The organism is Mucilaginibacter sp. RCC_168 (assembly GCF_041355315.1).
Classification (GTDB): Bacteria; Bacteroidota; Bacteroidia; order Sphingobacteriales; family Sphingobacteriaceae; genus Mucilaginibacter.
Window position 1 is genome coordinate 13,656 of sequence record NZ_JBFUPN010000011.1, and the last position, 20,917, is coordinate 34,572.

Genomic DNA, 20,917 nt, shown 5'->3' on the forward strand with positions numbered 1-20,917 from the left:
CTTAGTACTGATAAATGATTATAGCCGCTCCCTCTGTTAATACCTGCATAATTGATAATAACCAAATTTACGCTTACGGATTAAAAAAACTACTCAGCATAAAAGACCTATGTAAGCAGGTTACACACTTTAACAATGGCAGTGAAGCAATTGCTCATTTAAAAGACCCTGGCAATACTCAGAATTTACCTGATATTATATTTCTGGATATCATTATGCCTGTAATGGATGGCTGGGAATTCATGAAAGAATTTGAGGAAATAAAGTCCCAACTGGGAAAAAAAATCTCCGTTTATATCCTCAGCTCCTCCATTGACTTACACGACATTGACCGCGCGAAAAATATTCCTTCTATTTCAGATTATATTTTTAAACCGGTGGATGTTAAGCAGCTGCAGGAAATTTTTAAAAATTTGCAGGGAATAGCAAGACAATAAAAAAATTAGTACAGGCACTCTTAAATTATACCTGTACCAATTAGGCATATTATTCAATATAGCTTTCCAATATTTTAAAGCCGCCGGTTGTTTCCAGCTCCACCCGATCGATGCTTTTAGGCAGCAAAATACATTCACCCATTTTTACTGAGTATACTTCGCCGTTGTATTTTATAGAGTAAGCTCCCTCCACACATACATGGATCACAAAAGAATCAAGCGCTGAGTAATCTTTTGAAGTACTATGTGTAAAATCGAGCAGGTTAGTTGTGAAATAAGGACAAGAAACCAGCTTTACGGTTTCATCCTTTTTAGGCTGATAGCTGGTTTTATATTCCGGGTAGTGTTTATAATCAATAGCAGCAAGGGCTTCCTGGGTATGCAGTTCCCTTTTATTGCCTTTATCGTCAACCCGGTCAAAATCATATATGCGGTAAGTAATGTCAGATGTCTGCTGAATTTCGGCAATCAATAAGCCCTTACCTATAGTGTGTACCCTGCCGGCCGGTAAAAAGAACACATCACCTGCTGTCACATCTTCCTTATTCAAAATATCGGTAAGGTGTCCGCTGTTAAATTTATCCAGGTAGATCTGCTCGTTAAGCTCCTGATTAAAGCCGGCTATCAGGGTTGAACCCGGGTCAGCTTCAATTACATACCACATCTCGGTTTTTCCAAATGAATTATGACGCTTTTTGGCCAGTTCATCATTTGGGTGTACCTGGATAGACAGATCTTCATTGGCATCAATAAATTTCACCAGCAAGGGGAATATATTACCAAAATGCGCGTAAACTTTTTTGCCTACCAGTTCGTCTTGATATTTCTCCAGCAAATCGGCCAATGATTCACCAGCCAATTCACCATCGGCCACTACAGATACATCAGATTTTACACCTGATATTTCCCACGTTTCACCACAGTTAGGTAAATCACCAAAATCTTTATGTAAATAGGTTTTGATCTTTTGACCACCCCATATTTTGTCTTTATAAATAGTTTTAAATTTTAATGGATATAATGCTGACATCGGTTTTATTTTTATAGCGCTAAGTTAGGAGTTAAAAAAAGAAACAGATAAACCGCTTCAGCTTTTTTACCAAAAAATTAATGGGCACAAAAAACCCGCTTTTTGAAGCGGGCTTTTTGTATGAGGTTTGAGTTAGGGATTATTTACCTAATTTAACTTTCAGGTTTTCGTCAATAGCAGCCAAAAACTCTTCGGTGTAAAGGTAATCTGTACCATGTTCAACTTTTGGTTTAATGGTGATAGCCAAATCCTTGGTCATTTTTCCACTTTCTACAGTTTCTATACAAACTTGCTCTAAAGTTTTACAAAAGTTTACCAGTTCCTGGTTGTTATCCAACAAACCACGGAACTCTAATCCTCTTGTCCATGCAAAGATAGATGCAATTGGATTAGTTGAAGTTGGTTTACCAGCCTGGTGTTCGCGATAGTGACGGGTTACCGTACCATGTGCAGCTTCGGCTTCCATAACAGTACCATCTGGTGTAACCAAAGTGGAGGTCATTAAACCTAATGAACCAAAACCTTGTGCTACGGTATCTGATTGTACGTCGCCATCATAATTCTTACAAGCCCATACAAAGTTGCCGTTCCATTTTAATGCAGATGCAACCATATCGTCAATCAGGCGGTGTTCATAAGTAATGCCTGCTTCCGCAAACTTTTGTTTATAATCCTGCTGATAGATCTCTTCAAAAATATCTTTAAAACGACCATCATATTTTTTCAGGATGGTATTTTTGGTTGATAAATATAAAGGCCAGCCTTTCATTAATGCCTGGTTAAAGCAGGCATGTGCAAATCCTTTAATAGACTCATCGGTATTATACATAGTTAAAGCTACACCATCGCCCTTAAAATTATACACTTCGTATGATTGCTCGGCGCCGCCATCTTCGGGAGTAAAAGTTACTGTAAGCTTTCCTTTTCCTTTGGTTAAAAAATCGGTAGCACGGTACTGATCGCCAAACGCATGACGACCGATACATATAGGTGCGGTCCAGTTAGGAACCAAACGCGGAACGTTAGCCATTACAATGGGCTCACGGAAAACGGTACCGTCTAAAATGTTACGGATAGTTCCATTTGGTGATTTCCACATTTGTTTTAAGCCAAACTCTTCTACACGGGCCTCATCAGGTGTAATAGTGGCGCATTTAATACCTACACCATATTTTAAGATAGCGTTAGCGGCATCAACGGTCACCTGATCATTAGTTTCATCACGATACTCGATACCCAGATCATAATATTTGATATCAAGGTCCAGATAAGGAATTATCAACCTGTCTTTGATAAATTTCCAGATAATTCGGGTCATTTCATCGCCATCCAGTTCAACTACCGGATTTTCTACTTTAATTTTTGACATACCTGATGTTGTTGTTTTTTTATTTTAATGGCTTCAAATATATTAAATAGACTTTACCATTTTCATTAATAATTAAATGAAATTTGATTTATTTGGGCCCGAATGGTTGTAATGGCAAGTTTCTTGTGTTGGCAGGGGCGGATACTATTTTTATGAAATTAAACGTTAATTAAATAAAAACAGATTGCCAGTTAATAGCCCCCTAATGTCTATTTATGACAAAACTGATATTAAAAACAGCTCTCACAATTACTTTATGCACCAGTGCATTTTTAGCAAAAGCTCAATTAGGTTACGACTATGCACAATATGATGTTGGCGTAGGCCTTGGTCTTAACTATCCCATCAGTACAGATGTAACCAAAGCTTTAAAGTATACCCCATCGGCTCAATTTAACTTCAATTACAACCATGGCCCGTTTGTAAACTATGTTTTTGAAGGACAATTTGGTAGCCTTAAAGCCGGTGATGTCAATCAGGGATATGGCCGTACGTTTGAAAATCATTTCTGGGCCTTTGCCTTAAGGGTGCAACTGCAAGCCGGTGAGTTAATGGATTACTCTAAAAGCCCAATGGCTAATGCCTTTAAAGGGTTTTACCTTTCAACCGGCATCGGATACCTGGTGAACCATGTAAAAAGGGGCGGAGAAAATGGTCTGCCGGCTGGTGTTCAACCAGCAGGCGATAATAATAGCCAAATACCTTTTATACCTTTAAGAATAGGTTATGAGATAAAACTATTTAACCAGTATAATGATCCCGGCATTAAGATAGATCTGGGCTATCAATACAACAGGGTAATGGACGATAATCTTGATGGATACAAAGCCGGGCGCCACAATGATATATTTACACAGTTTATTCTGGGTATAAAAGTAGGTATTGGGGGTGTAACATCTTACCGCAAACAGATATATTATTAATTACTCTTTTTGAATTTTGGCAAGGTTTTTTGGTATATTTAATCAAAGCAAAAACTGATGAACAATCAAAATATAAACCCCGGATTTAATGATGATTATGAAGACGATGACGCTTTAAACGATAACAGCGCCGATCGGGACAGAACATTAAAAGATGAGTTAGGCGAAACCATTGACAAAGAGGATCTTAATTACAACTCCGATGATAATAGCTTTGAATATGATGTAAAGAGCGACAATCCGGATTACGACCATCCCGATCCTTATAATACTTCTGTCAAAAACGGCAACGACATGAATTCAACTTATGACGAAGCCAATCCTTATGATGATACAGATGAGGAATATGCCGGTAAAAGATCGATTGAAACTGATGTTGATGATCTTGGCATGCACATTGATGATGGCGATATTGTAGAGGTTGACCCTACAGATTCTGCATTAGCACACACTCCGGAAGATGACCGTGATGATCTGGATGAAGAAGGGTATCCTAAAAATGATTCGGAATTTTTAAAATAAATTAGTGAGCGGTGAGTTGTAAGTTTCTCATAACTACTCCTCACTCACCGCTCACCACTAACTAATTCCCTAATCAAAATCAAGATTAAAGCGATTGCGTAGGTCGACGAGCTGAGGGTTACGGGCAGCCAGGTACTGAAATTTTTCTATTGCTGTATATGGCTTTCTTACTACCTCCTGCTCATCTACACGTGCATTTACTTCAATAGTAAAGTTTTTTAACCGGCCTCGCAGGTAATTGTGTAAAGCTGCTCTTTCTTCTTTAAATAAGTTTTCCTGCAGTTTGGTACCCACCACAATCTCAAATTCATAGGGTTTAAGCATCCGGGGGGCGTTGGCAATAAAAATGGTTACCAGGTTCTTTTTACCTTCTCCCTTAATCTTTGCGGCAAAATCACTCCAGCACTGCAAAAAGTTGTCCATGGTAAAATCTTCCCGGTCATCCCCCTTTAAGTAAGGATCTTCTTCATCGGCTTCTTCTTCAGCAGTTTTACCCGTATCTGTAAGCGAAGGTATTTTTATGGATAACGAACCCAAGCTTGGCGATGGTATAAATATTTTAGGCTTTTCTGCAGGTGCTTGCTCTTTTGCTTCTGTTACTTGCTTATTTTCAATGCTTTGAGGTTTCGAAGTATTATAAGACAAGGGCGTATCGCTTAATACTGCCGCCTCATTATTGATCCTATTATTTTGTACCGGTGGTACTACTGTTGCGGTATCAGGTTTTTTTTTTAATGACCCGTCTTCTGCGGATGTTGCTGTAAGCGGTGAGGCTACCATACTAAATGCCGAGGGCAAATGGCACATTTTAAGCAATGCAAGCTCAACCTGGAGCCGCTGGTTTTTACTTAGCTTATAATTAATATCGCACTGGTTGGCAATATTCATAGCCGAAAGCAGAAACGATACCGGGCTGCTTTGTGATTGCTGCAGGTATTTATTTTTAATGCCCTCGCTTACTTCAAGTAATTTTAAGGTGGATTGATCTTTAGTCACCAGCAAATTGCGAAAATGTTCGCACAGCCCCGCTATAAAATGCGCACCATCAAATCCCCGGGATAATATTTCGTCAAAAAACAGCAGCACTTTACCTGTGTCTTCTTGTAGTAAGCTGTCGGTTATGTTAAAATAATAATCGTAATCAAGTATGTTCAGGTTATCAATTACCGAGCGGTAAGTAACCTTGCCACCAGAAAAGCTGACGATCTGGTCAAACATCGAGAGCGCATCACGCAAACCGCCATCGGCTTTTTGTGCTATAATGTGCAAACCATCAGGTTCATAGCTGATATTCTCTTTGCCCGCTATTGATGCCAGATGGCTGGCCATATCATCAACCCTGATACGATTAAAATCAAAGATCTGACAGCGGGAAAGTATGGTGGGCAGAATTTTATGCTTTTCGGTAGTGGCCAGTATAAATATGGCGTAGTGTGGTGGTTCTTCCAGCGTTTTCAAAAACGCGTTAAAAGCCGCCTGCGACAGCATGTGCACCTCATCAATAATATAAACTTTATACCGGGCTGCCTGTGGTGGTATGCGTACCTGGTCAATCAAACTCCTGATATCGTCAACCGAATTGTTTGACGCGGCATCCAGCTCATGTACGTTAAAGGAGTTACCATTCTCAAATGCCTTACATGAAGCACACTCACCGCAAGCCTCGCCGTTAGGCTGTAAATTGGTACAGTTGATAGTTTTGGCCAGGATACGCGCGCAGGTAGTTTTGCCTACGCCACGTGGCCCGCAGAATAAAAATGCCTGAGCCAGCTGATTATTTCTAATAGCGTTTTTAAGTGTGTTGGTTATATGTTGCTGACCAACAACAGTTTCAAAAGTAGCCGGGCGGTATTTACGAGCCGAAACAATAAAATTATCCACAGCTACGAAGTTAGCAAGAAAATGCCTGAAGTTAAAGTATCGATGAAATGATTATGTAATTAAACTACGCTACCCTATTCGTCATCATCGTCGGGTTGAGGGTAATCATCCTCCGGATCTGGTTCGCCCAAATCGTCATCTACCTGAATTTCATGCAGATCGTCCAATTGATTGTCCAGATCATCGTCTTCATCATTCCAGTCGCTTTCAAACTCGTCATCCTCCCCACCGGGAGCTAACATGGTGATGTTATTATCCGGCAATACTGCTTCTTGATATTCAGGGTTTACAAATTGCATAATGAATATTTAAGGGTGAAATAACCTATGTAAAGATAAGTTTTCAAAATCATGCTTTCACTGTGATCTATAAAATATCAATGCTTAAAATTTCCTTTACCTTATAGTAGCCTTTTGCCTGCGGAAGGTAAACCTCTAATTCCTGCCAGGTTATTTTTAACTTTTTCCCGATAAGCCCCGCTGCACCACCGATAAATCGCTCTGAATTAGGAAATTGCCTTAACCAAAGGAATGACCTTTCACTTTTGCCTGTTTCGGTTATAATAACGTAATTGAAGCCTTTTACATCTATCCGCTTAAATGTGCCAGTTATTGACCGATCTTCTTCTACTTCTTTGCTATTCATTTTTACAGCCAGCTTCAAAAAGTAATCACATTTTTGCTTCACAAGATTTTTGGCCAGATCAATACCTACTGCACGCATGGCACTTTGATCTGTCATATCTACCTTTCTTTCGGCAGCAAGGTCAGGTAACAAATCAGCATGGGCCATTACGCATTCAGTATAAGCCTTTACTGCCTCTTCTTTAGTACTTATTTTTGAAATATCAAGCCTGGCCAGGCTCTTGCAAAGACTATCGGTCATTCGCTGCTCAACCGGCCCGGGAGTTGCCATTTGCGCATTAACAGCGCCGCACATTATCATAAAAATAATGGTGAAAAGGAGTAGGTTTTTTTTCATGTGATATATTTTTGTCAAATATAAATGTTGACTGCTTATTTTATGGATTAAACAATTTAATTTTTGAGTCGTAATTACTTGATAAATACAGATAATATTTCTACATTTGCAGCCCCGCAATAGTGGGTGTAATTAATTAAAAATCAAAGTATAATAATGCAACAGTACGAAATCGTGATCGTTCTAACCCCGTTGTTATCAGAAGAAGTTGCTAAAGAGGCTAATGCCAAATTTAGCAAGATCTTAACTGATGGCGGAGCCGAAATTGTCCAGGAGGATAATTGGGGTTTGAGAAAATTAGCGTACCCTATTCAGAAAAAAACTACAGGGTACTATCACTTAACTGAATTTAAGGCTCCAGGTGATTTAATTAACAAATTGGAGGTAGAGTTAAGGCGCGATGAGCGTGTTTTGCGTTTCCTGACCATTGCTTTGGACAAACATGCCATTGCTTACAATGACAAAAAACGCAGCGGTGCTTTTAACAAGAAACCAGCAGCTAAAGCGGAGGAAACAAACTAATGGCTAACGAACAAATTAAATACGTTACCGCTCCAAAGGTGGAGGATAACCGTAAAAAATACTGCCGTTTCAAAAAGAATGGTATTAAGTATATTGATTACAAAGACGCAAACTTTTTATTAAAGTTCATTAACGATCAGGGTAAAGTGTTACCACGTCGTTTAACCGGTACTTCATTAAAATTCCAGCGTAAAGTGGCTCAAGCCGTTAAACGCGCACGCCACATTGGTTTATTACCTTACGTTACAGATTCATTAAAATAATAGGAGATTCAGAAAATGGAAGTTATTTTAAAACAAGATGTAAAAAACCTGGGTGATAAAGACGATGTTGTAAACGTTAAACCAGGTTATGGCCGTAACTACCTTTTACCAAAAGGCTACGCCATATTAGCTACTGAAAGCGCTCGCAAAGTTTTAGCTGAAAACTTGAAACAAGCTCAGTTTAAACAAGAAAAAATCCGCAAGGATGCCGACGCGATAGCTGCCCGTTTAGAAGGCGTTAAATTAAACATTGGCGCTAAAGCCGGTGAAAGCGGTAAAATTTTCGGTGCCATCAACACTATCCAAATTGCTGATGCATTGAAAAAAGAAGGCTTTGAAGTTGACCGTCGTCGTATTACTTTTGATCAGGAGCCTAAGTTTGTTGGTGATTACATCGCAAACCTAAACCTGCATAAAGAAGTAAAAGTACAGGTTCCTTTCTCAGTAGTAGCTGAGTAATTTATATTTCGGAATTCGGAGTTTTGATTTCGGATTTTGAACTTAATTGTAGAATTTTAGAGGGTGTTTTGCATTGGCAAAACACCCTCTTTGTTTTATAGAATTTATCATCAATAGTGAAACGCACCTCCGCCTCATCCTCAAAAAAAAGCTCCAGATCAAAGTCGTGGTTTTCAAAGCTAAAAAACAATGGAATTGCCCGGCTTTTATTCAGAGTCATCAAGCTTGCCTTTTTACTTTTTGTAGGATTGAGCCTTTTAGGTGTGCTCTTTTACCGCTTTGTAAACCCACCCTTTACCTGGCTCATGATAGAGCGCGGCTTTCAGCGTAAAGCCGCCGGCAAGGATTGGAAGATGGACAAACAGTGGAAAGATTTTGATGATATCTCCGATAATATGAAGCGGGCAGCCGTGGCAGCCGAAGATCAAAGCTTCCTGGAGCATCACGGTTTTGATTTCCGGGCCATTGAAAAGGCTATTGAAAAAAACGCGCACAGCAAAAAGCTCATCGGCGGTAGCACCATATCGCAGCAGGTAGCCAAGAATGTTTTTTTATGGGATGGCCGCTCCTTATTACGCAAAGGCTTCGAAGCTTACTTTACGGTATTGATCGAGACTTTCTGGAGCAAAAAACGCATCATGGAAGTTTACCTCAATGAGATTGAAATGGGCGACGGTATTTATGGCATAGAGGCCGCCTCACAAGCTTATTTTCATAAATCGGCAGCAGCTTTAACCAAGCATGAAGCAGCTGCCATAGCGGTTATATTTCCGAGTCCGCTCAGATGGTCGGCCACCAACCCTACCCGTTATTTAAGACACAGACAATACCTCATCATGAAAAATATGCGCAGGTTAGGTCCGTTGGATTTTTAGAATATTCTATAACGATACAGTTTAATGTTTGAAAAAATAGACTTTAAGAGATCGATTGCAAAGCATAAAAAGTGCAAACCATATAAACCACTTTTGATCCTACTTATACTTCCAATTTCTTGATTTACCTTCACTCATCCACTCTGCGGCTGTTTCGAGTCTTTTTTGCCGGGTAGCCTCTGTTTTGGCTTCACTGATCCATTCTACGTATTCCTTTTTGTTGGAATAACTAAAATCATAAAACACCTGTACAGCTTTAGGATAAGCAGCTAAAAAATCAATAAAATAATCGGGGATCACTAATTCGGCTTTTTCGGAAGGAGTTTTTTTCGGAGCGGCCTTTTTTATGCCTTTTTCGTTTAATTCGATTCCCTGCAATACATAGGCCATTAATGTTTCCTTTGCAGGCAGATCGGCGATATCCGCAATACGACCAAAGCTACCTGCGGCAGCATCATCGGTATCCTTTAAATCCCCCTTCATCAACGACCATCGCCAGAAACCGAAGGCACAGTGCTGCTTAAAGGCCGCCATTTGACATACCGGTCCTTTATAATCAAAAAAGGGCATCCCCCATTTTATGCCTTCAGTGACCAGGGGTGATGCTTCGTGGACCACTTGTCTGATGTATTCCAATATAGGTTTGGCAAACGCTGCAGATTTGTCGATATAAATATCTACCCGGTTATCATATTGTTCCATAATTAAATTTATGCAAACAACCCAACTTTAGCAATAGCGCTATTGATTAACCAGATCGCGAAAAAGCTGTATATGCCAGCTATTTTTAAATGGCACCTCCCATTTACTTTCCAGTTCACCTACATTTTGCACCATGTTGTTATAAACAATGGTTTCGGTATTTATCTTCCCTTGCTTCAAAAGGTCTTCAAAAGCATGCCGTGGTAATGAAAGCACCTCTCCGCCCTCCCGATAAGCCAGGTTAAACCTGTCGAACAAATTGATGTGATAATGCTGCTCCAGGTGCTTCATAAAATGAACAGATTTATCGATAGAGCAGCCGCTGGCGCCCGCCTGGCTTTCATCAACTATTAAAATCAAAAAGCGGGTATACCTGATCTCGGCCCGGGCTTTTAACTGGCTGTTATGGGCTGTCCAGCCGATGGTAAAATCATCCAGTTCCTGCTGTATCTGCTCTACTTCAGGATCAGTTAATTTCCGGTCCGACTGATATATCCAAACTCTTGAGTGTTGAGAAAATTCCATTTACAAAAATATCAATTTATTAACTTCGGGTTACATTTTGTTGTCATGAAAAAATCACTTCAGCTGCAAACAAAAAAGATTTTAGTATTCACCCTCATTTTATTGGCCGGATGGCTAAATTATAGCTTCAGGCCACAAACAGACGACCAGGAATGGCTCAGTTGGAGCAATAAATGCCTTACAGAATCATATAATCCGCCGCCTGATGTTAAATTAAAAAAGTGGGAACTTACCCTTACCAACGATTATTTTTTGCGTCTCAGAAAAACTTATCAACATGGTAAACAGGAATATTTTTCCTTCAATTTACACCGTTTAAACCAGGTACAATACCAGGGAGATGAGCAAACAGGCACGCTGGAATTAAGTACCAACGCTGATGATATTATCGTGCAAACTTATGAAGACCCAAAGGGAGATATCGACTCCATGTCAACCGTTCTTGATCTTCCTGTAAGAAACATGAGTGCCGCCCGATTGGACAGCTTAAAAAATGCGCTGAGCTATTTTAAGGCCAAAGCTTTATAAACCATTGGCCCTCACAGTGATCTCGGCAATATCCAGCACCTGTATCTCCTGTTCTTTATCCTGATGCTTTACACCATCGGTTAGCATGGTCATGCAAAACGGACAGGCAGCGGCTACAACCTGGGCCTTCGCTTCCAGGATATCTGTCATGCGTTCCATGTTGATCTCTTTTTTGCCGGGCTCCGGTTCTTTAAACATTTGGCCGCCACCAGCACCACAGCATAATCCATTTGACTTGCAGCGTTTCAATTCAACTAATTCAGTATCTAATATTTCAAGAGCCGCACGCGGTGCCTCATAAACATTATTACCCCGGCCCAGATAGCAGGGATCATGAAAGCTGATCCGTTTGCCCTTAAAACTTTCCCCGCCCTCGGCACGCAGCTTTCCTTCGTCGATCAATTGCTGGATAAGCTGTGAATGATGGATCACTTCGTAATTGCCACCTAAGCCTGGATATTCATTTTTGATGGTATTGAAACAATGTGGACAGCCAGTCACTATTTTTTTTATATTATAGCCATCGAGCACTTGTATGTTGGTCATGGCCAGCATCTGAAACAAAAACTCATTACCGGCACGTTTGGCAGGATCACCTGTACAGCTTTCTTCGGTTCCTAAAACCGCGTATTTAATACCCACATGTTGTAATATTTTACAAATATCACGGGTTATCTTTTGTGCTCTTTCGTCAAAACTACCGGCACAGCCAACCCAGAACAATATCTCGGGCTCTTGTCCTTGTGCAGCCATATCGGCCATGGTAGGTATTTTTTGATCCATCATTGATGATTTTCCTCAGTTAATCAAGTGATTCACCGATCTCTGTTATAAATTCGTTTATACTACTATAATTTTTAAAGCTAATTGCTGAGTTAATGGCATTCAATTGATTTAGAATATCAAGTGCAACATTTAAAGCCTCACTTTCTACTCCAAACATATTAGCATCCCAATTAACACCAGCCAAAGTTTCTTCATCCGCCATGCCTACGCACCAGCTTTCTAAAAACTCCGCCAACGGAATTTCAACAGGTACGTAACCTTTCCACTCATCACGAGCACAAATTTTAGCATAAGCCCTATCTGACCAAAATGGAATTACATCCACTTCTTCACTATCATTTGAATAAGAGTTGGCCCATCCATCTTTACTCTTCAAGCCCCATACCAGCTTTGAAGCTGCCGCTCTTTCTATAAATAGCTTATATTTTGACTCAATCGTTGCTTGATCTTGTAACATCCTTATTATCTATTATAAATCCCCAACTTAATCACCCTCTGCCCAATTAAACCTATCAGCCTGGCTATATTTCCATGGAGCCCCGTTATTTTCTACATTGCTAAACATATTGTTGAGACTGGCCGGGGCCTGTGATTCTTCCATTACGATATAGCGGCGCATTTCAGTAATGATCTCCAGCGGATTAATATTTACCGGGCAAGCATCCACACAGGCATTACAGGTGGTACATGCCCAAAGCTCTTCGCGGGTAATATAGTTATCCAGTAATGCTTTACCGTCATCATGGTCTTTTCCATGCTTATCCAGGTTGTTGCCCACCTCAGTAAGCCTGTCGCGCGTATCCATCATAATTTTCCGGGGCGATAACAGTTTCCCGGTAATATTAGCCGGGCATACTGAGGTACACCTGCCACACTCTGTACAAGTATAAGCTTCCATCAAATTTTTCCAGCTCAGGTCGGTAACGTCTTTAGCGCCGAAACGTGCAGGTTCACCCGTATTTTCAGGAACAAAAGAGGGATCAAGCATGGCTTTCACCTCATTGGTAACGGATGCCATATTGGTAAACTTTCCTTTATTGTTCAGATTAGAGTAATAGGTATTTGGGAAAGCCAACAGGATATGAAAATGCTTGGAATAAGGCAAATAATTTAAAAATGCCAATATCCCTATGATATGAAACCACCAGCATACACGCTCAACAATAACCAAAGCAGCAGCTCCATCGGGTAATAATGGAGCAATTAATGAACTTACCGGAAAACTTCCTGCTGTAACGTAATGGCTAAAATGCAATAACTGTAATTTGTAATCGGCCGCATTCATGGTTAAAAAAGCGCTCATCAACAAGATCTCGGTGATGAGGATATAATTGGCATCAGACCGGGGCCATTTGGTCATCTCGGTGCCTGTAAAGCGTTTTAAATGGACAATGTTACGCCTGCACAGGAAAACAATGCAGGCGGTGAGCACTAACACCGCCAATACCTCAAAACCTCCTATTAAAAAACCATATAAGCCCCCTAATGGGTGCGAAAATATACGATGCGATCCGAATACTCCATCGATCATGATCTCCAGCACTTCCAGATTAATGATCACAAAACCGATATAAATAAAAAAGTGCATAACGGCAGCAACCGGACGTTTTACCATTTTGGTTTGTCCAAGAGCTACCTTTGCCATTACTTTCCAGCGCTCAGCTGGCTGATCAGATCGGTCAGTATCTTTCCCCAGCAGTATGTTACGTCTTATTTTAGCTGCATTTTTTGCAAAAAAGTAAATGGCAACCCCTAATATGATAATAAATATAACTTGTGCAATCATTATGCGTGCATAGTATTTTATTCAAAGTTAATTGAATTGTTGAAAGAGAAAAATGTTTTAGGATTGAAAAATATCTTTAAAGCTAAGTAACTGATTAGCTGGCAAATTGTTTAATTTCAAAAATCGATCTAAACTTTCAAGGGAATATTTTTAAACTTTTTTCAAAAAAAACTTTTCAAACATAAAAAAAAAGCTACATTTGCACTCCCCAAACGGAGGTATCATAGCTCAGTCGGTAGAGCAAAGGACTGAAAATCCTTGTGTCGCTGGTTCGATCCCAGCTGATACCACAAAAAAGAGTATCAACTCGTATCAAAACCCTGTAAATCGTTGATTTACAGGGTTTTTTCGTTTAACCCCAAACGCAAAACTACCCAAAACAACGCAGCATATCTGATACCTATTCCGTAACCTGTTTTTGATCTTTAGCTTTGAGGTATTGAAAAGTGGTGTAATTATCTGTAATACAAGTAATTAAGCCGCATCGAAATAGCATAAAATCCGGGCAGTTTTGCGCCATTTTTATACCTCAAATCTGTTCAAAATGTGCCATAAATTATCAATTAAACGCAAAGGATATGAGAACAGTAAACACTTTCGGCCTGCAATTCCTGATCAGACCGGACAAATTAAAAGACGGAAAGGCCCCCATTTACGCACGAATTACCGTAAACCGGGAGATCATTCACCTCGGACTGAAACAGTACATTGAACCCCGCTCCTGGGATATCCGACGTGGATTTGGCAAAGGCAGCAGGGAAGAAGTACGCGCCCTGAACAATTATTTAGAAGATGTCCGCACTGAAATTGGCGAGTGCTACCGGGAATTACAGCTTAAAAAGCTGCCCATAACCGCGGAGGCTATTAAAAACACTTTTTTACGTACGGAGGAAGTTGAGCATACCTTAAGTCACCTTTTTGCGTACCACAATAAGACCGCTGTCCACCAGCTTTCGCCAAATACACTCAGTCATTATGAAACGTCTCAAAAGTATTTAAGGTCGTTTATAAAAGACCAGTACCATAAAAACGATCTGCATATCAAGGACGTCAATTTTAAGTTCCTGACGGACTTTGAGGTCTATCTCCGGAGCTTAAAACCCAAAAACCATCAAAAACCAATTGGCAATACCGGCGCTATGACGCATCTGATCCGATTGAAAAAAATGGTCAACATGGCCAGCAATATGGAATGGATTAGTACCAGCCCGTTCAAAAGTTACAAGATCAAGATTAAGCATGAGGAAAGGGCGCATCTGACTAAGGAGGATTTATTGAAAATCGAGAAAAAAGTTTTCGATCTGTACCGACTGGAATTTGTCAGGGACATTTTTGTGTTTTGCTGTTATACCGGCCTGGCTTACGTGGATGCCATGAACTTATCGCAAGAGCAGATAGTTAAAGGCATAGACGGAGAATGGTGGATCAAAACCTATCGGCAAAAAACTAAAACACCGGTCAATACTCCCCTACTCCCCAAAGCCTCGGCAATTATACTTAAATATCAAAGTGATCACAGGGCCGTGTCCAACAATAAATTATTTCCTGTTATCTCCAACCAAAAAATGAATAGCTACCTGAAGGAAATCGCCTACTTATGTGAGATCAAAAAAAACTTAACTTTTCACATGGCCAGGCATACTTTCGCCACAACGGTCACTCTTTCTAATGGACTACCCATTGAAACCGTGAGTAAAATACTTGGGCATACGAAGATGGGAACAACTCAGATCTACGCACGTGTAATTGAACAGAAAATAAGTGAGGATATGGCCGTGTTAAAGAAAAGATTAACAACTATGGATACGGGAAGGTAAACAATACCATTTATGGAATCGCATTTTGCGGTACCTCAAATAACTAATATTAGAAACTAAAATAATCATAAAAATGAAGAAGAATCAAATTAACCAGCTTTTCCAGTCTGTAAAAGAGCTGATCGAAAGATCCCAAAATCAGATTGTAAGAAATATTAATTCAACTATGGTCTTCACCTATTTCCAGATCGGAAAGATGATCGTTGAAGATGAGCAAAATGGCAAAGAACGTGCGAACTATGCTAACGAAACATTGAAGAAACTAAGTGAATCTTTGACAAAGGATTTTGGCAGAGGGTATTCAGTTGACAATCTGCAAAATATGCGCGCTTTTTTTATCGAATACAGAAATTACGAGACAGTGTCTAGTATTTCTGTATCTCCAGCTCCAAATTCCGAGACAGTGCATCGGAATTTACCGAGAACCTTTAATTTAAGCTGGTCGCATTATGTACAGCTCTTAAAGATCAAGGATAAAAACGAACGAGAATTCTATGAAATTGAAACCGCAAACGGCAATTGGTCAGTTCGGGAATTACAACGACAATTTAGCACCTCATTATATGAACGATTGGCATTAAGCAGAAACAAAGAAGAAATCAAACAACTTGCAGAAAGAGGGCAGGTAATGGAAAAATCCACCGACACCTTAAAAAGCCCTCTCGTTCTGGAGTTCCTTGATTTACGCGAAGATAATCGCTATTCAGAAAATGACCTGGAGACTGCGATCATTAACAAGTTAGAACATTTTATGCTGGAATTGGGAAAAGGTTTTTCGTTTGAAGGAAGACAGCGACGTATCACATTAGAGGGGGACCATTTCTATGTTGATCTGGTCTTTTATAATAGGCTACTCAAATGTTTTGTATTATTCGATTTAAAAATTGGAAAGTTAACTCACCAGGATATCGGACAAATGCAGATGTATGTTAATTATTATGACCGAAAAATTAAACTTCCAGAAGAGAAACCGACGTTAGGGATCATTCTTTGTAAGCAGGATAATAAATCTGTCGTGGAATTTACACTTCCATTAGGTAATGATCAAATATTCAGCAAAGAATATAAGCTCTATCTGCCAAGTAAGGAGGATTTGAAAAAACAATTGGAATAGCCAGTTATTCTAATTGTGCAAGTGCCACTTGCACAATTACCAACAGATGATAAGTGTGGACGTCCTTGGGCAAAAAGGCCTCGACAAAGATGCCTTAAAATGTGTGAAGAAAACATTGGTATGGCCGTGGCCACAAAAGCCGTGTATGGAGGAAAAAAGCACAGGAGCCATGGCCCACGCCAATGTAACAGCGGTACCGAAGCACATGTTGCCCGGGCTTTTTAACCTGAAACCCCATCAATACCTTTTAGAATTAGTAGCAAATGTTCACAAAAGAAAGAGTTCTTTGGGAGTACCAGTACTCTTTAATGATAGTTAATTTACAGGCATGATATTGAATCAAGTTAATATTGAACCCTGAACTAAGCTAATCCAAGGGTGTTTAGGAATTTCAATTGCTCCTGAAAATGGTTCGAATTATGTCCGGTCAGGGTACTAACTGAACGAACATCACAGTCGTTTGGTATTCATTTTAAGAATAATCAGTGATACTGATCCCCGACAGCACGAGTGTTCTGATCGCATTGACAGCTCATTCAGAGCGCAGACTTTTAACCGGATTGGCCAATGCCGCTTTGACGGCCTGCACACTTACGGTAAGCAAGGCAATAATCAGGGCAGCCGCTGCAGCCAAGGCAAACATCCACCAGCTGATACCGATCCGGTAAACAAAGCCCTGCAACCACCGACTCATAGCCCACCAGGCAAGCGGCGTGGCGATCACGAAGGCGATGACCACCAGCTTCAAAAAATCTTTGGACAATAGCCGCACGATACCGGATACGCTTGCACCCAGGACCTTGCGGATACCAATTTCCTTATTGCGCTGTTCCGCGCTGAAGGCCGTTAAGCCGAACAAACCCAGACAGGAAATTAAAATAGCGATCAGCGTGAACGAATTGATGATCTGCGACAACACGGTATCACTTTCATAAGCGCTTTGCATCCGGTCGTTCATGAAGGTATAGACAAAAGGGGTCTGCGGTAAATTTTCATGCCACACCTGCCCTATGTCCGCTAAGCATTTAGCGTAATCCCTGGTATTCGTATTCACGATCAGCTTATCGACTTCACCAGCTTTCGGCGAATATATGATCATGAACGGGGCAATATTATCATGCAAGGATTTGTAATTAAAGTCTTTTACCACGCCGGCGATTTGGAATTTGCGGTCGCCATCAGAGAACAGCGTGGTTCCAATGGTCTTGTCGGGGGCAAGGCTCAATCGTTTGGCCAGGGTCTCGTTGATCAGCACTTTTCCCGAATCACCCGCCATCAGGTCGCGACCTGCAGCCAGCCTGAGCCCCATCGTTTTGACAAAATGCTCATCGGTATATAGGTTTTGCTGATCGACAGCGTCAGCCGGGTTCATTCCGGATAAATACACACCCCAATCAAAATAATGTTCCGCGCCAAAAGTATTGCTGGCCCGTGAGATCGATCTCACGCCGGCCAATTGCTGCAAGCCGGCTGCCAGGGCGTTCATTTTGCTTTTGGTATCGTTGGTGTGAAACGTGAGAATGATCTGCTGGTCTTTGTCAAAACCCAGGTCGCGGTTTTTGATATAATTTAACTGGCTGTAAATGATGACCACTCCCGTGATGAGGATGATCGAGATGACGAACTGGAAGATCACCAGCGAGCGCCTCAATACCTGCGTGGAAAACTGGCTGGTAAAATCCCCTTTGATTACCTTAATGGCTTTAAAGGCCGACATATAAAATGCCGGGTAACTGCCGGCGGCCAGGCCGGTGATCACTATCAACCCGCCCAGCATCAGCCATAAGCGCGGATCGTTAAAAAACAACAATTGAATGTTCGCCTGGGTGATCCGGTTCAGATAAGGTAACGCCAGCCACAACAGCGGCAAAGCGATGATTACGCCGATAAACGACAACAAAAAAGATTCGCCTAAAAACTGGGTGATCAGGTCATATTTTCCGGCGCCGATCACTTTTCTGACGCCCACTTCTTTTGCACGCCCGGAGGCCCTGGCCGTTGACAGGTTCATGAAGTTGATACAGGCAATAAGCTGGATCAACACCGCTATCAGGATCAGTACATACAAAAAGGACGCACTCACGATCTTCCCGCTTTCGGCGTCATAACCTGATGTCGTATGAATGGAGGACAGCGGCTGCAGGTGCAGGGATTTACTCATCCCGGAACTTTTCAGCTGGTCCGCTCCGTATTTGTTGAGGAAGGCAGGCAGCTTTTTTTCAAAAGCAATAACGTTAGCGTCCGCGCGAAATTTCACATACGACTCTGTAAAGTTATTTCCCGCCCAGGAATTGTTCGTCAGGATGCCGCCGCCGTAGCCATTTTTGTTCAGGCGTATAAAAAGGTTTGCCGCAATTTGTGATTTCCCGGCACTCTGATCTACCACGCCGGTTACTTTAAAAATGTTCTTACCATCCTGGTCGTCGATCGTAATAATCTTACCCACGGGGTCAGCGCTTCCGAAAAGCTTGTCTGCCACTGGTTTTAACAAAACGATACTGTTGACATCTGTGAAGGCATTTACCGGTGACCCATGGGTAAAATGATAGGTAAAAACGTCGAAAAAGGTGGAATCGACCATAATCGCACCCTCTTCATAAAAGGCCTTGTCTTTATAGCTGACCAGGTGTTCGCTGATGCCCAGCGTAGGTATGACGCGGGTATATTGTAACACCTCCGGAAAATCACTTTTCATAGCCGGCGCGATCGGGGGAGAAGCGGTGGCCATATTGCTGACATCGCCGGTATGCGCGATGGAGGTGGTCACCCTGTAAATAGTGTTGGCACCCTTATGATGTTTGTCATAACTATACTGATCTTGCACATACAGCAGAATATACATACAGCATAAAGTACCTGCCGCCAGGCCGGTAATATTAAGCAGGCTGAAAAAGCGGTTTTTTAGTAAAAAGCGCAGCGAGACTTTGAGGTAATTTTTGAACATATAAGTGCGGTTTAATTTCCCAGGAGACCAATGCGGAATGGCTTCCTGTCGTAAAATTAACGGTCCGGACAAAGCTGCGGGTCTCAATTTATAAATTGGGAGCTCTTTTTCCAGGTTGCCTTTATAGTCGGCCGGGCTTTTGCCGGTCATGTCCTTGAAAATGCGGTAAAATGTACTTTTAGAATTGAAACCGGAATCAAAGCCAATGCCGGCAAGGTTCAACCGATCATATGCCGGGTCTTGCATTTTCCGTATGACTGCTGCCACACGGTAGGCATTGATGAAATCTGGGAAACTCTTTTTTAGCCCGGCATTAATGATGCGGGATAGTTCATGTGCGCTGAGGTCAAGCTTTTCAGCCAGGGATGTTAAAGTAAGTTCCGGGTCCTGGTAATAGTGACCGTTTTTCATCATCTGCTTCAGCCAGATCCCTTTTTGCCACGATTCCGTTCCGGGCAACGGTCTTAAAGCCACCCGCCCGGCCACCCGGACTTCCGGCCGTAACTGCACTGCGGCGGCGATCGCTATGATCATGATCGCTGAAAGCAGATATAAAGACACATCAACGGACAGGTCAAAATAACCGGCAACTGTGCAAGCCAGCCACAAGCACCACCACAGCGCAATGGCGCCTAATAAACGCCGCAGCCAGCGATATTCCAGGCGGGACCGGTCCATCATTACCGGCGGCAGCCGCCGGAAGTAATTTTGTAAGAGCTGATATGACCCGTACAAATAGCTGATGGCTGCTCCCCATACAAGCAAAACTATGAGCAGGCTGCATTGCTGTAAGGCCGGGATGCAGGCGGCCAACTCTCCTATTAAAAGTGGGCTAAAGTGCAGCAGGTCTTTCCGCCTGAACGGGTATTCCTGACTAATCGTTTTTCGAACATAAAAATAAATGAGCGGCCCTGCCAGAAGCAGCACAGGATCTGTGCTGTAACCGGGAAAATACACCGGCAGCCGGATATCAATGATTAACAAGCGGAAGATCCACCAGATCATAGTGAGCAGCGCAAGCGCAAGCAATCGGTTAGCGGAGAAACGGTTATTTTTGGACAACGCTAATAAGGCAGCAAAGGTCAAACCAACAAATAACATTCCGCAAAGCAGCAAATCATACAGGGTAATATGGAGTGTATCTAAATTCAAGTAGTTTGATCGCATCAATCGCTGTTCCAAATTCATAAGCTTTTAAATATCAGTATATTATGGATACTTGAAAGAGAGTAGTGTAACATAAGCGAACGGAGAGATGTCCGGTTTTGGTTGGTTATGAGCCGTCCTGAAATAGCTATACAGATTGGGTAAACCTATCATGAAAAGTATTCCCTGGGTAATAAGTTGAGAACAATATCCGTATCCCATTGCTTGATGAGTTGAGGTCCGCTATATTCGTTTATCCCAGAGAATCGTATAATCTGTGACCCTGATGTTGAAAAATCCTATTCCA

General features: G+C 41.5%; 21 protein-coding genes and 1 tRNA gene. 11 read left to right on the top strand and 11 right to left on the bottom strand.

Translation table 11 applies throughout. The features are described 5' to 3' along the window. Positions 1 to 14 precede the first annotated feature (14 nt). Positions 15 to 437 (top strand): response regulator, encoded by a 423-nt coding sequence (locus AB6735_RS11810; RefSeq protein ID WP_370996134.1) that lies wholly within the window; start codon positions 15 to 17, stop codon positions 435 to 437. Between the two features lie 49 nt (positions 438 to 486). On the opposite strand, the gene AB6735_RS11815 is transcribed toward AB6735_RS11810, so the two are convergent. Together AB6735_RS11815 and AB6735_RS11820 are read right to left on the bottom strand one after the other, a co-directional pair. Next, entirely contained in the window at positions 487 to 1,467 is a 981-nt protein-coding gene (locus AB6735_RS11815; RefSeq protein ID WP_370996135.1) for a type I phosphomannose isomerase catalytic subunit, read from the bottom strand. 139 nt (positions 1,468 to 1,606) lie between these two features. Then, the gene (locus tag AB6735_RS11820) at positions 1,607 to 2,836 is read right to left on the bottom strand and encodes an NADP-dependent isocitrate dehydrogenase (RefSeq protein WP_370996136.1); all 1,230 of its coding nucleotides are present in this window, start codon (positions 2,834 to 2,836) and stop codon (positions 1,607 to 1,609) included. Positions 2,837 to 3,051: 215 nt separating this feature from the next. Between AB6735_RS11820 and AB6735_RS11825 the strand changes: the two genes are divergently transcribed. Further along, on the top strand, positions 3,052 to 3,759 hold the full coding sequence (locus AB6735_RS11825) for a hypothetical protein (protein WP_370996137.1): 708 nt from the start codon (positions 3,052 to 3,054) through the stop codon (positions 3,757 to 3,759). A 57-nt stretch (positions 3,760 to 3,816) separates the two neighbouring features. Further along, positions 3,817 to 4,281, top strand: coding sequence for a hypothetical protein (locus AB6735_RS11830; protein WP_370996138.1), 465 nt, complete (start codon positions 3,817 to 3,819; stop codon positions 4,279 to 4,281). Positions 4,282 to 4,350: 69 nt separating this feature from the next. Here the strand turns inward: AB6735_RS11830 and AB6735_RS11835 are convergent, their stop codons facing one another. From AB6735_RS11835 to AB6735_RS11845, 3 genes are all read right to left on the bottom strand, one after another. Then, positions 4,351 to 6,162, bottom strand: coding sequence for a DNA polymerase III subunit gamma/tau (locus tag AB6735_RS11835; protein ID WP_370996139.1), 1,812 nt, complete (start codon positions 6,160 to 6,162; stop codon positions 4,351 to 4,353). Between the two features lie 74 nt (positions 6,163 to 6,236). Beyond that, entirely contained in the window at positions 6,237 to 6,461 is a 225-nt protein-coding gene (locus AB6735_RS11840) for a hypothetical protein (protein WP_370996140.1), read from the bottom strand. Between the two features lie 67 nt (positions 6,462 to 6,528). Next, positions 6,529 to 7,143 carry a hypothetical protein gene (locus AB6735_RS11845; protein WP_370996141.1) on the bottom strand — a complete coding sequence of 205 codons (615 nt, stop codon included), beginning with the start codon at positions 7,141 to 7,143 and terminating at the stop codon, positions 6,529 to 6,531. 156 nt (positions 7,144 to 7,299) lie between these two features. Here AB6735_RS11845 and rpsF point away from each other — a divergent pair, with 156 nt between their 5' ends. The 4 genes from rpsF (at position 7,300) to mtgA (ending at position 9,262) form a co-directional block, all read left to right on the top strand. Next, positions 7,300 to 7,665: a 30S ribosomal protein S6 gene (gene rpsF, locus AB6735_RS11850; protein WP_370996142.1), complete on the top strand. Its 366-nt coding sequence runs from the start codon at positions 7,300 to 7,302 to the stop codon at positions 7,663 to 7,665. Further along, on the top strand, positions 7,665 to 7,928 hold the full coding sequence (gene rpsR / locus AB6735_RS11855; RefSeq protein WP_022833472.1) for a 30S ribosomal protein S18: 264 nt from the start codon (positions 7,665 to 7,667) through the stop codon (positions 7,926 to 7,928). The genes rpsF and rpsR overlap by 1 nt, the downstream gene beginning before the upstream one ends. Before the next feature lie 15 nt (positions 7,929 to 7,943). Continuing rightward, positions 7,944 to 8,387, top strand: a complete 444-nt coding sequence (gene rplI / locus AB6735_RS11860) for a 50S ribosomal protein L9 (RefSeq protein WP_370996143.1) — start codon at positions 7,944 to 7,946, stop codon at positions 8,385 to 8,387. A gap of 194 nt (positions 8,388 to 8,581) precedes the next feature. Further along, entirely contained in the window at positions 8,582 to 9,262 is a 681-nt protein-coding gene (gene mtgA, locus AB6735_RS11865) for a monofunctional biosynthetic peptidoglycan transglycosylase (RefSeq protein ID WP_370996204.1), read from the top strand. Between the two features lie 99 nt (positions 9,263 to 9,361). On the opposite strand, the gene AB6735_RS11870 is transcribed toward mtgA, so the two are convergent. Beyond that, a complete protein-coding gene (locus AB6735_RS11870) occupies positions 9,362 to 9,964 on the bottom strand; it encodes a YdeI family protein (protein WP_370996144.1) in 603 nt (200 codons plus the stop codon). A 39-nt stretch (positions 9,965 to 10,003) separates the two neighbouring features. After that, positions 10,004 to 10,489, bottom strand: a complete 486-nt coding sequence (locus tag AB6735_RS11875) for an ABC transporter ATPase (protein WP_370996145.1) — start codon at positions 10,487 to 10,489, stop codon at positions 10,004 to 10,006. A gap of 45 nt (positions 10,490 to 10,534) precedes the next feature. On the opposite strand from AB6735_RS11875, the gene AB6735_RS11880 reads away from it, so the two are divergent. After that, positions 10,535 to 11,017 (top strand): hypothetical protein, encoded by a 483-nt coding sequence (locus tag AB6735_RS11880; protein ID WP_370996146.1) that lies wholly within the window; start codon positions 10,535 to 10,537, stop codon positions 11,015 to 11,017. On the opposite strand, the gene AB6735_RS11885 is transcribed toward AB6735_RS11880, so the two are convergent. Genes AB6735_RS11885 through AB6735_RS11895 form a run of 3 tightly spaced genes read right to left on the bottom strand, consistent with a single transcriptional unit; the run spans position 11,012 to position 13,589 of the window. Continuing rightward, a complete protein-coding gene (locus AB6735_RS11885) occupies positions 11,012 to 11,800 on the bottom strand; it encodes a (Fe-S)-binding protein (RefSeq protein ID WP_370996205.1) in 789 nt (262 codons plus the stop codon). The genes AB6735_RS11880 and AB6735_RS11885 overlap by 6 nt on opposite strands. A 19-nt stretch (positions 11,801 to 11,819) precedes the next feature. Next, a complete protein-coding gene (locus tag AB6735_RS11890) occupies positions 11,820 to 12,260 on the bottom strand; it encodes a DUF2750 domain-containing protein (RefSeq protein ID WP_370996147.1) in 441 nt (146 codons plus the stop codon). Positions 12,261 to 12,287: 27 nt separating this feature from the next. Next, positions 12,288 to 13,589: a 4Fe-4S dicluster domain-containing protein gene (locus AB6735_RS11895; RefSeq protein ID WP_370996148.1), complete on the bottom strand. Its 1,302-nt coding sequence runs from the start codon at positions 13,587 to 13,589 to the stop codon at positions 12,288 to 12,290. A 217-nt stretch (positions 13,590 to 13,806) separates the two neighbouring features. On the opposite strand from AB6735_RS11895, the gene AB6735_RS11900 reads away from it, so the two are divergent. The 3 genes from AB6735_RS11900 to AB6735_RS11910 all read left to right on the top strand — a co-directional run bounded on the left by AB6735_RS11900 (position 13,807) and on the right by AB6735_RS11910 (position 16,520). Further along, a tRNA-Phe gene (locus AB6735_RS11900) sits at positions 13,807 to 13,879 on the top strand. 288 nt (positions 13,880 to 14,167) lie between these two features. Further along, positions 14,168 to 15,406, top strand: a complete 1,239-nt coding sequence (locus tag AB6735_RS11905; RefSeq protein WP_370996149.1) for a site-specific integrase — start codon at positions 14,168 to 14,170, stop codon at positions 15,404 to 15,406. Between the two features lie 73 nt (positions 15,407 to 15,479). Beyond that, positions 15,480 to 16,520: a YhcG family protein gene (locus AB6735_RS11910; RefSeq protein ID WP_370996150.1), complete on the top strand. Its 1,041-nt coding sequence runs from the start codon at positions 15,480 to 15,482 to the stop codon at positions 16,518 to 16,520. 532 nt (positions 16,521 to 17,052) lie between these two features. Here the strand turns inward: AB6735_RS11910 and AB6735_RS11915 are convergent. Then, the gene (locus AB6735_RS11915; RefSeq protein WP_370996151.1) at positions 17,053 to 20,652 is read right to left on the bottom strand and encodes an ABC transporter permease; all 3,600 of its coding nucleotides are present in this window, start codon (positions 20,650 to 20,652) and stop codon (positions 17,053 to 17,055) included. Between the last annotated feature and the right edge of the window lie 265 nt (positions 20,653 to 20,917).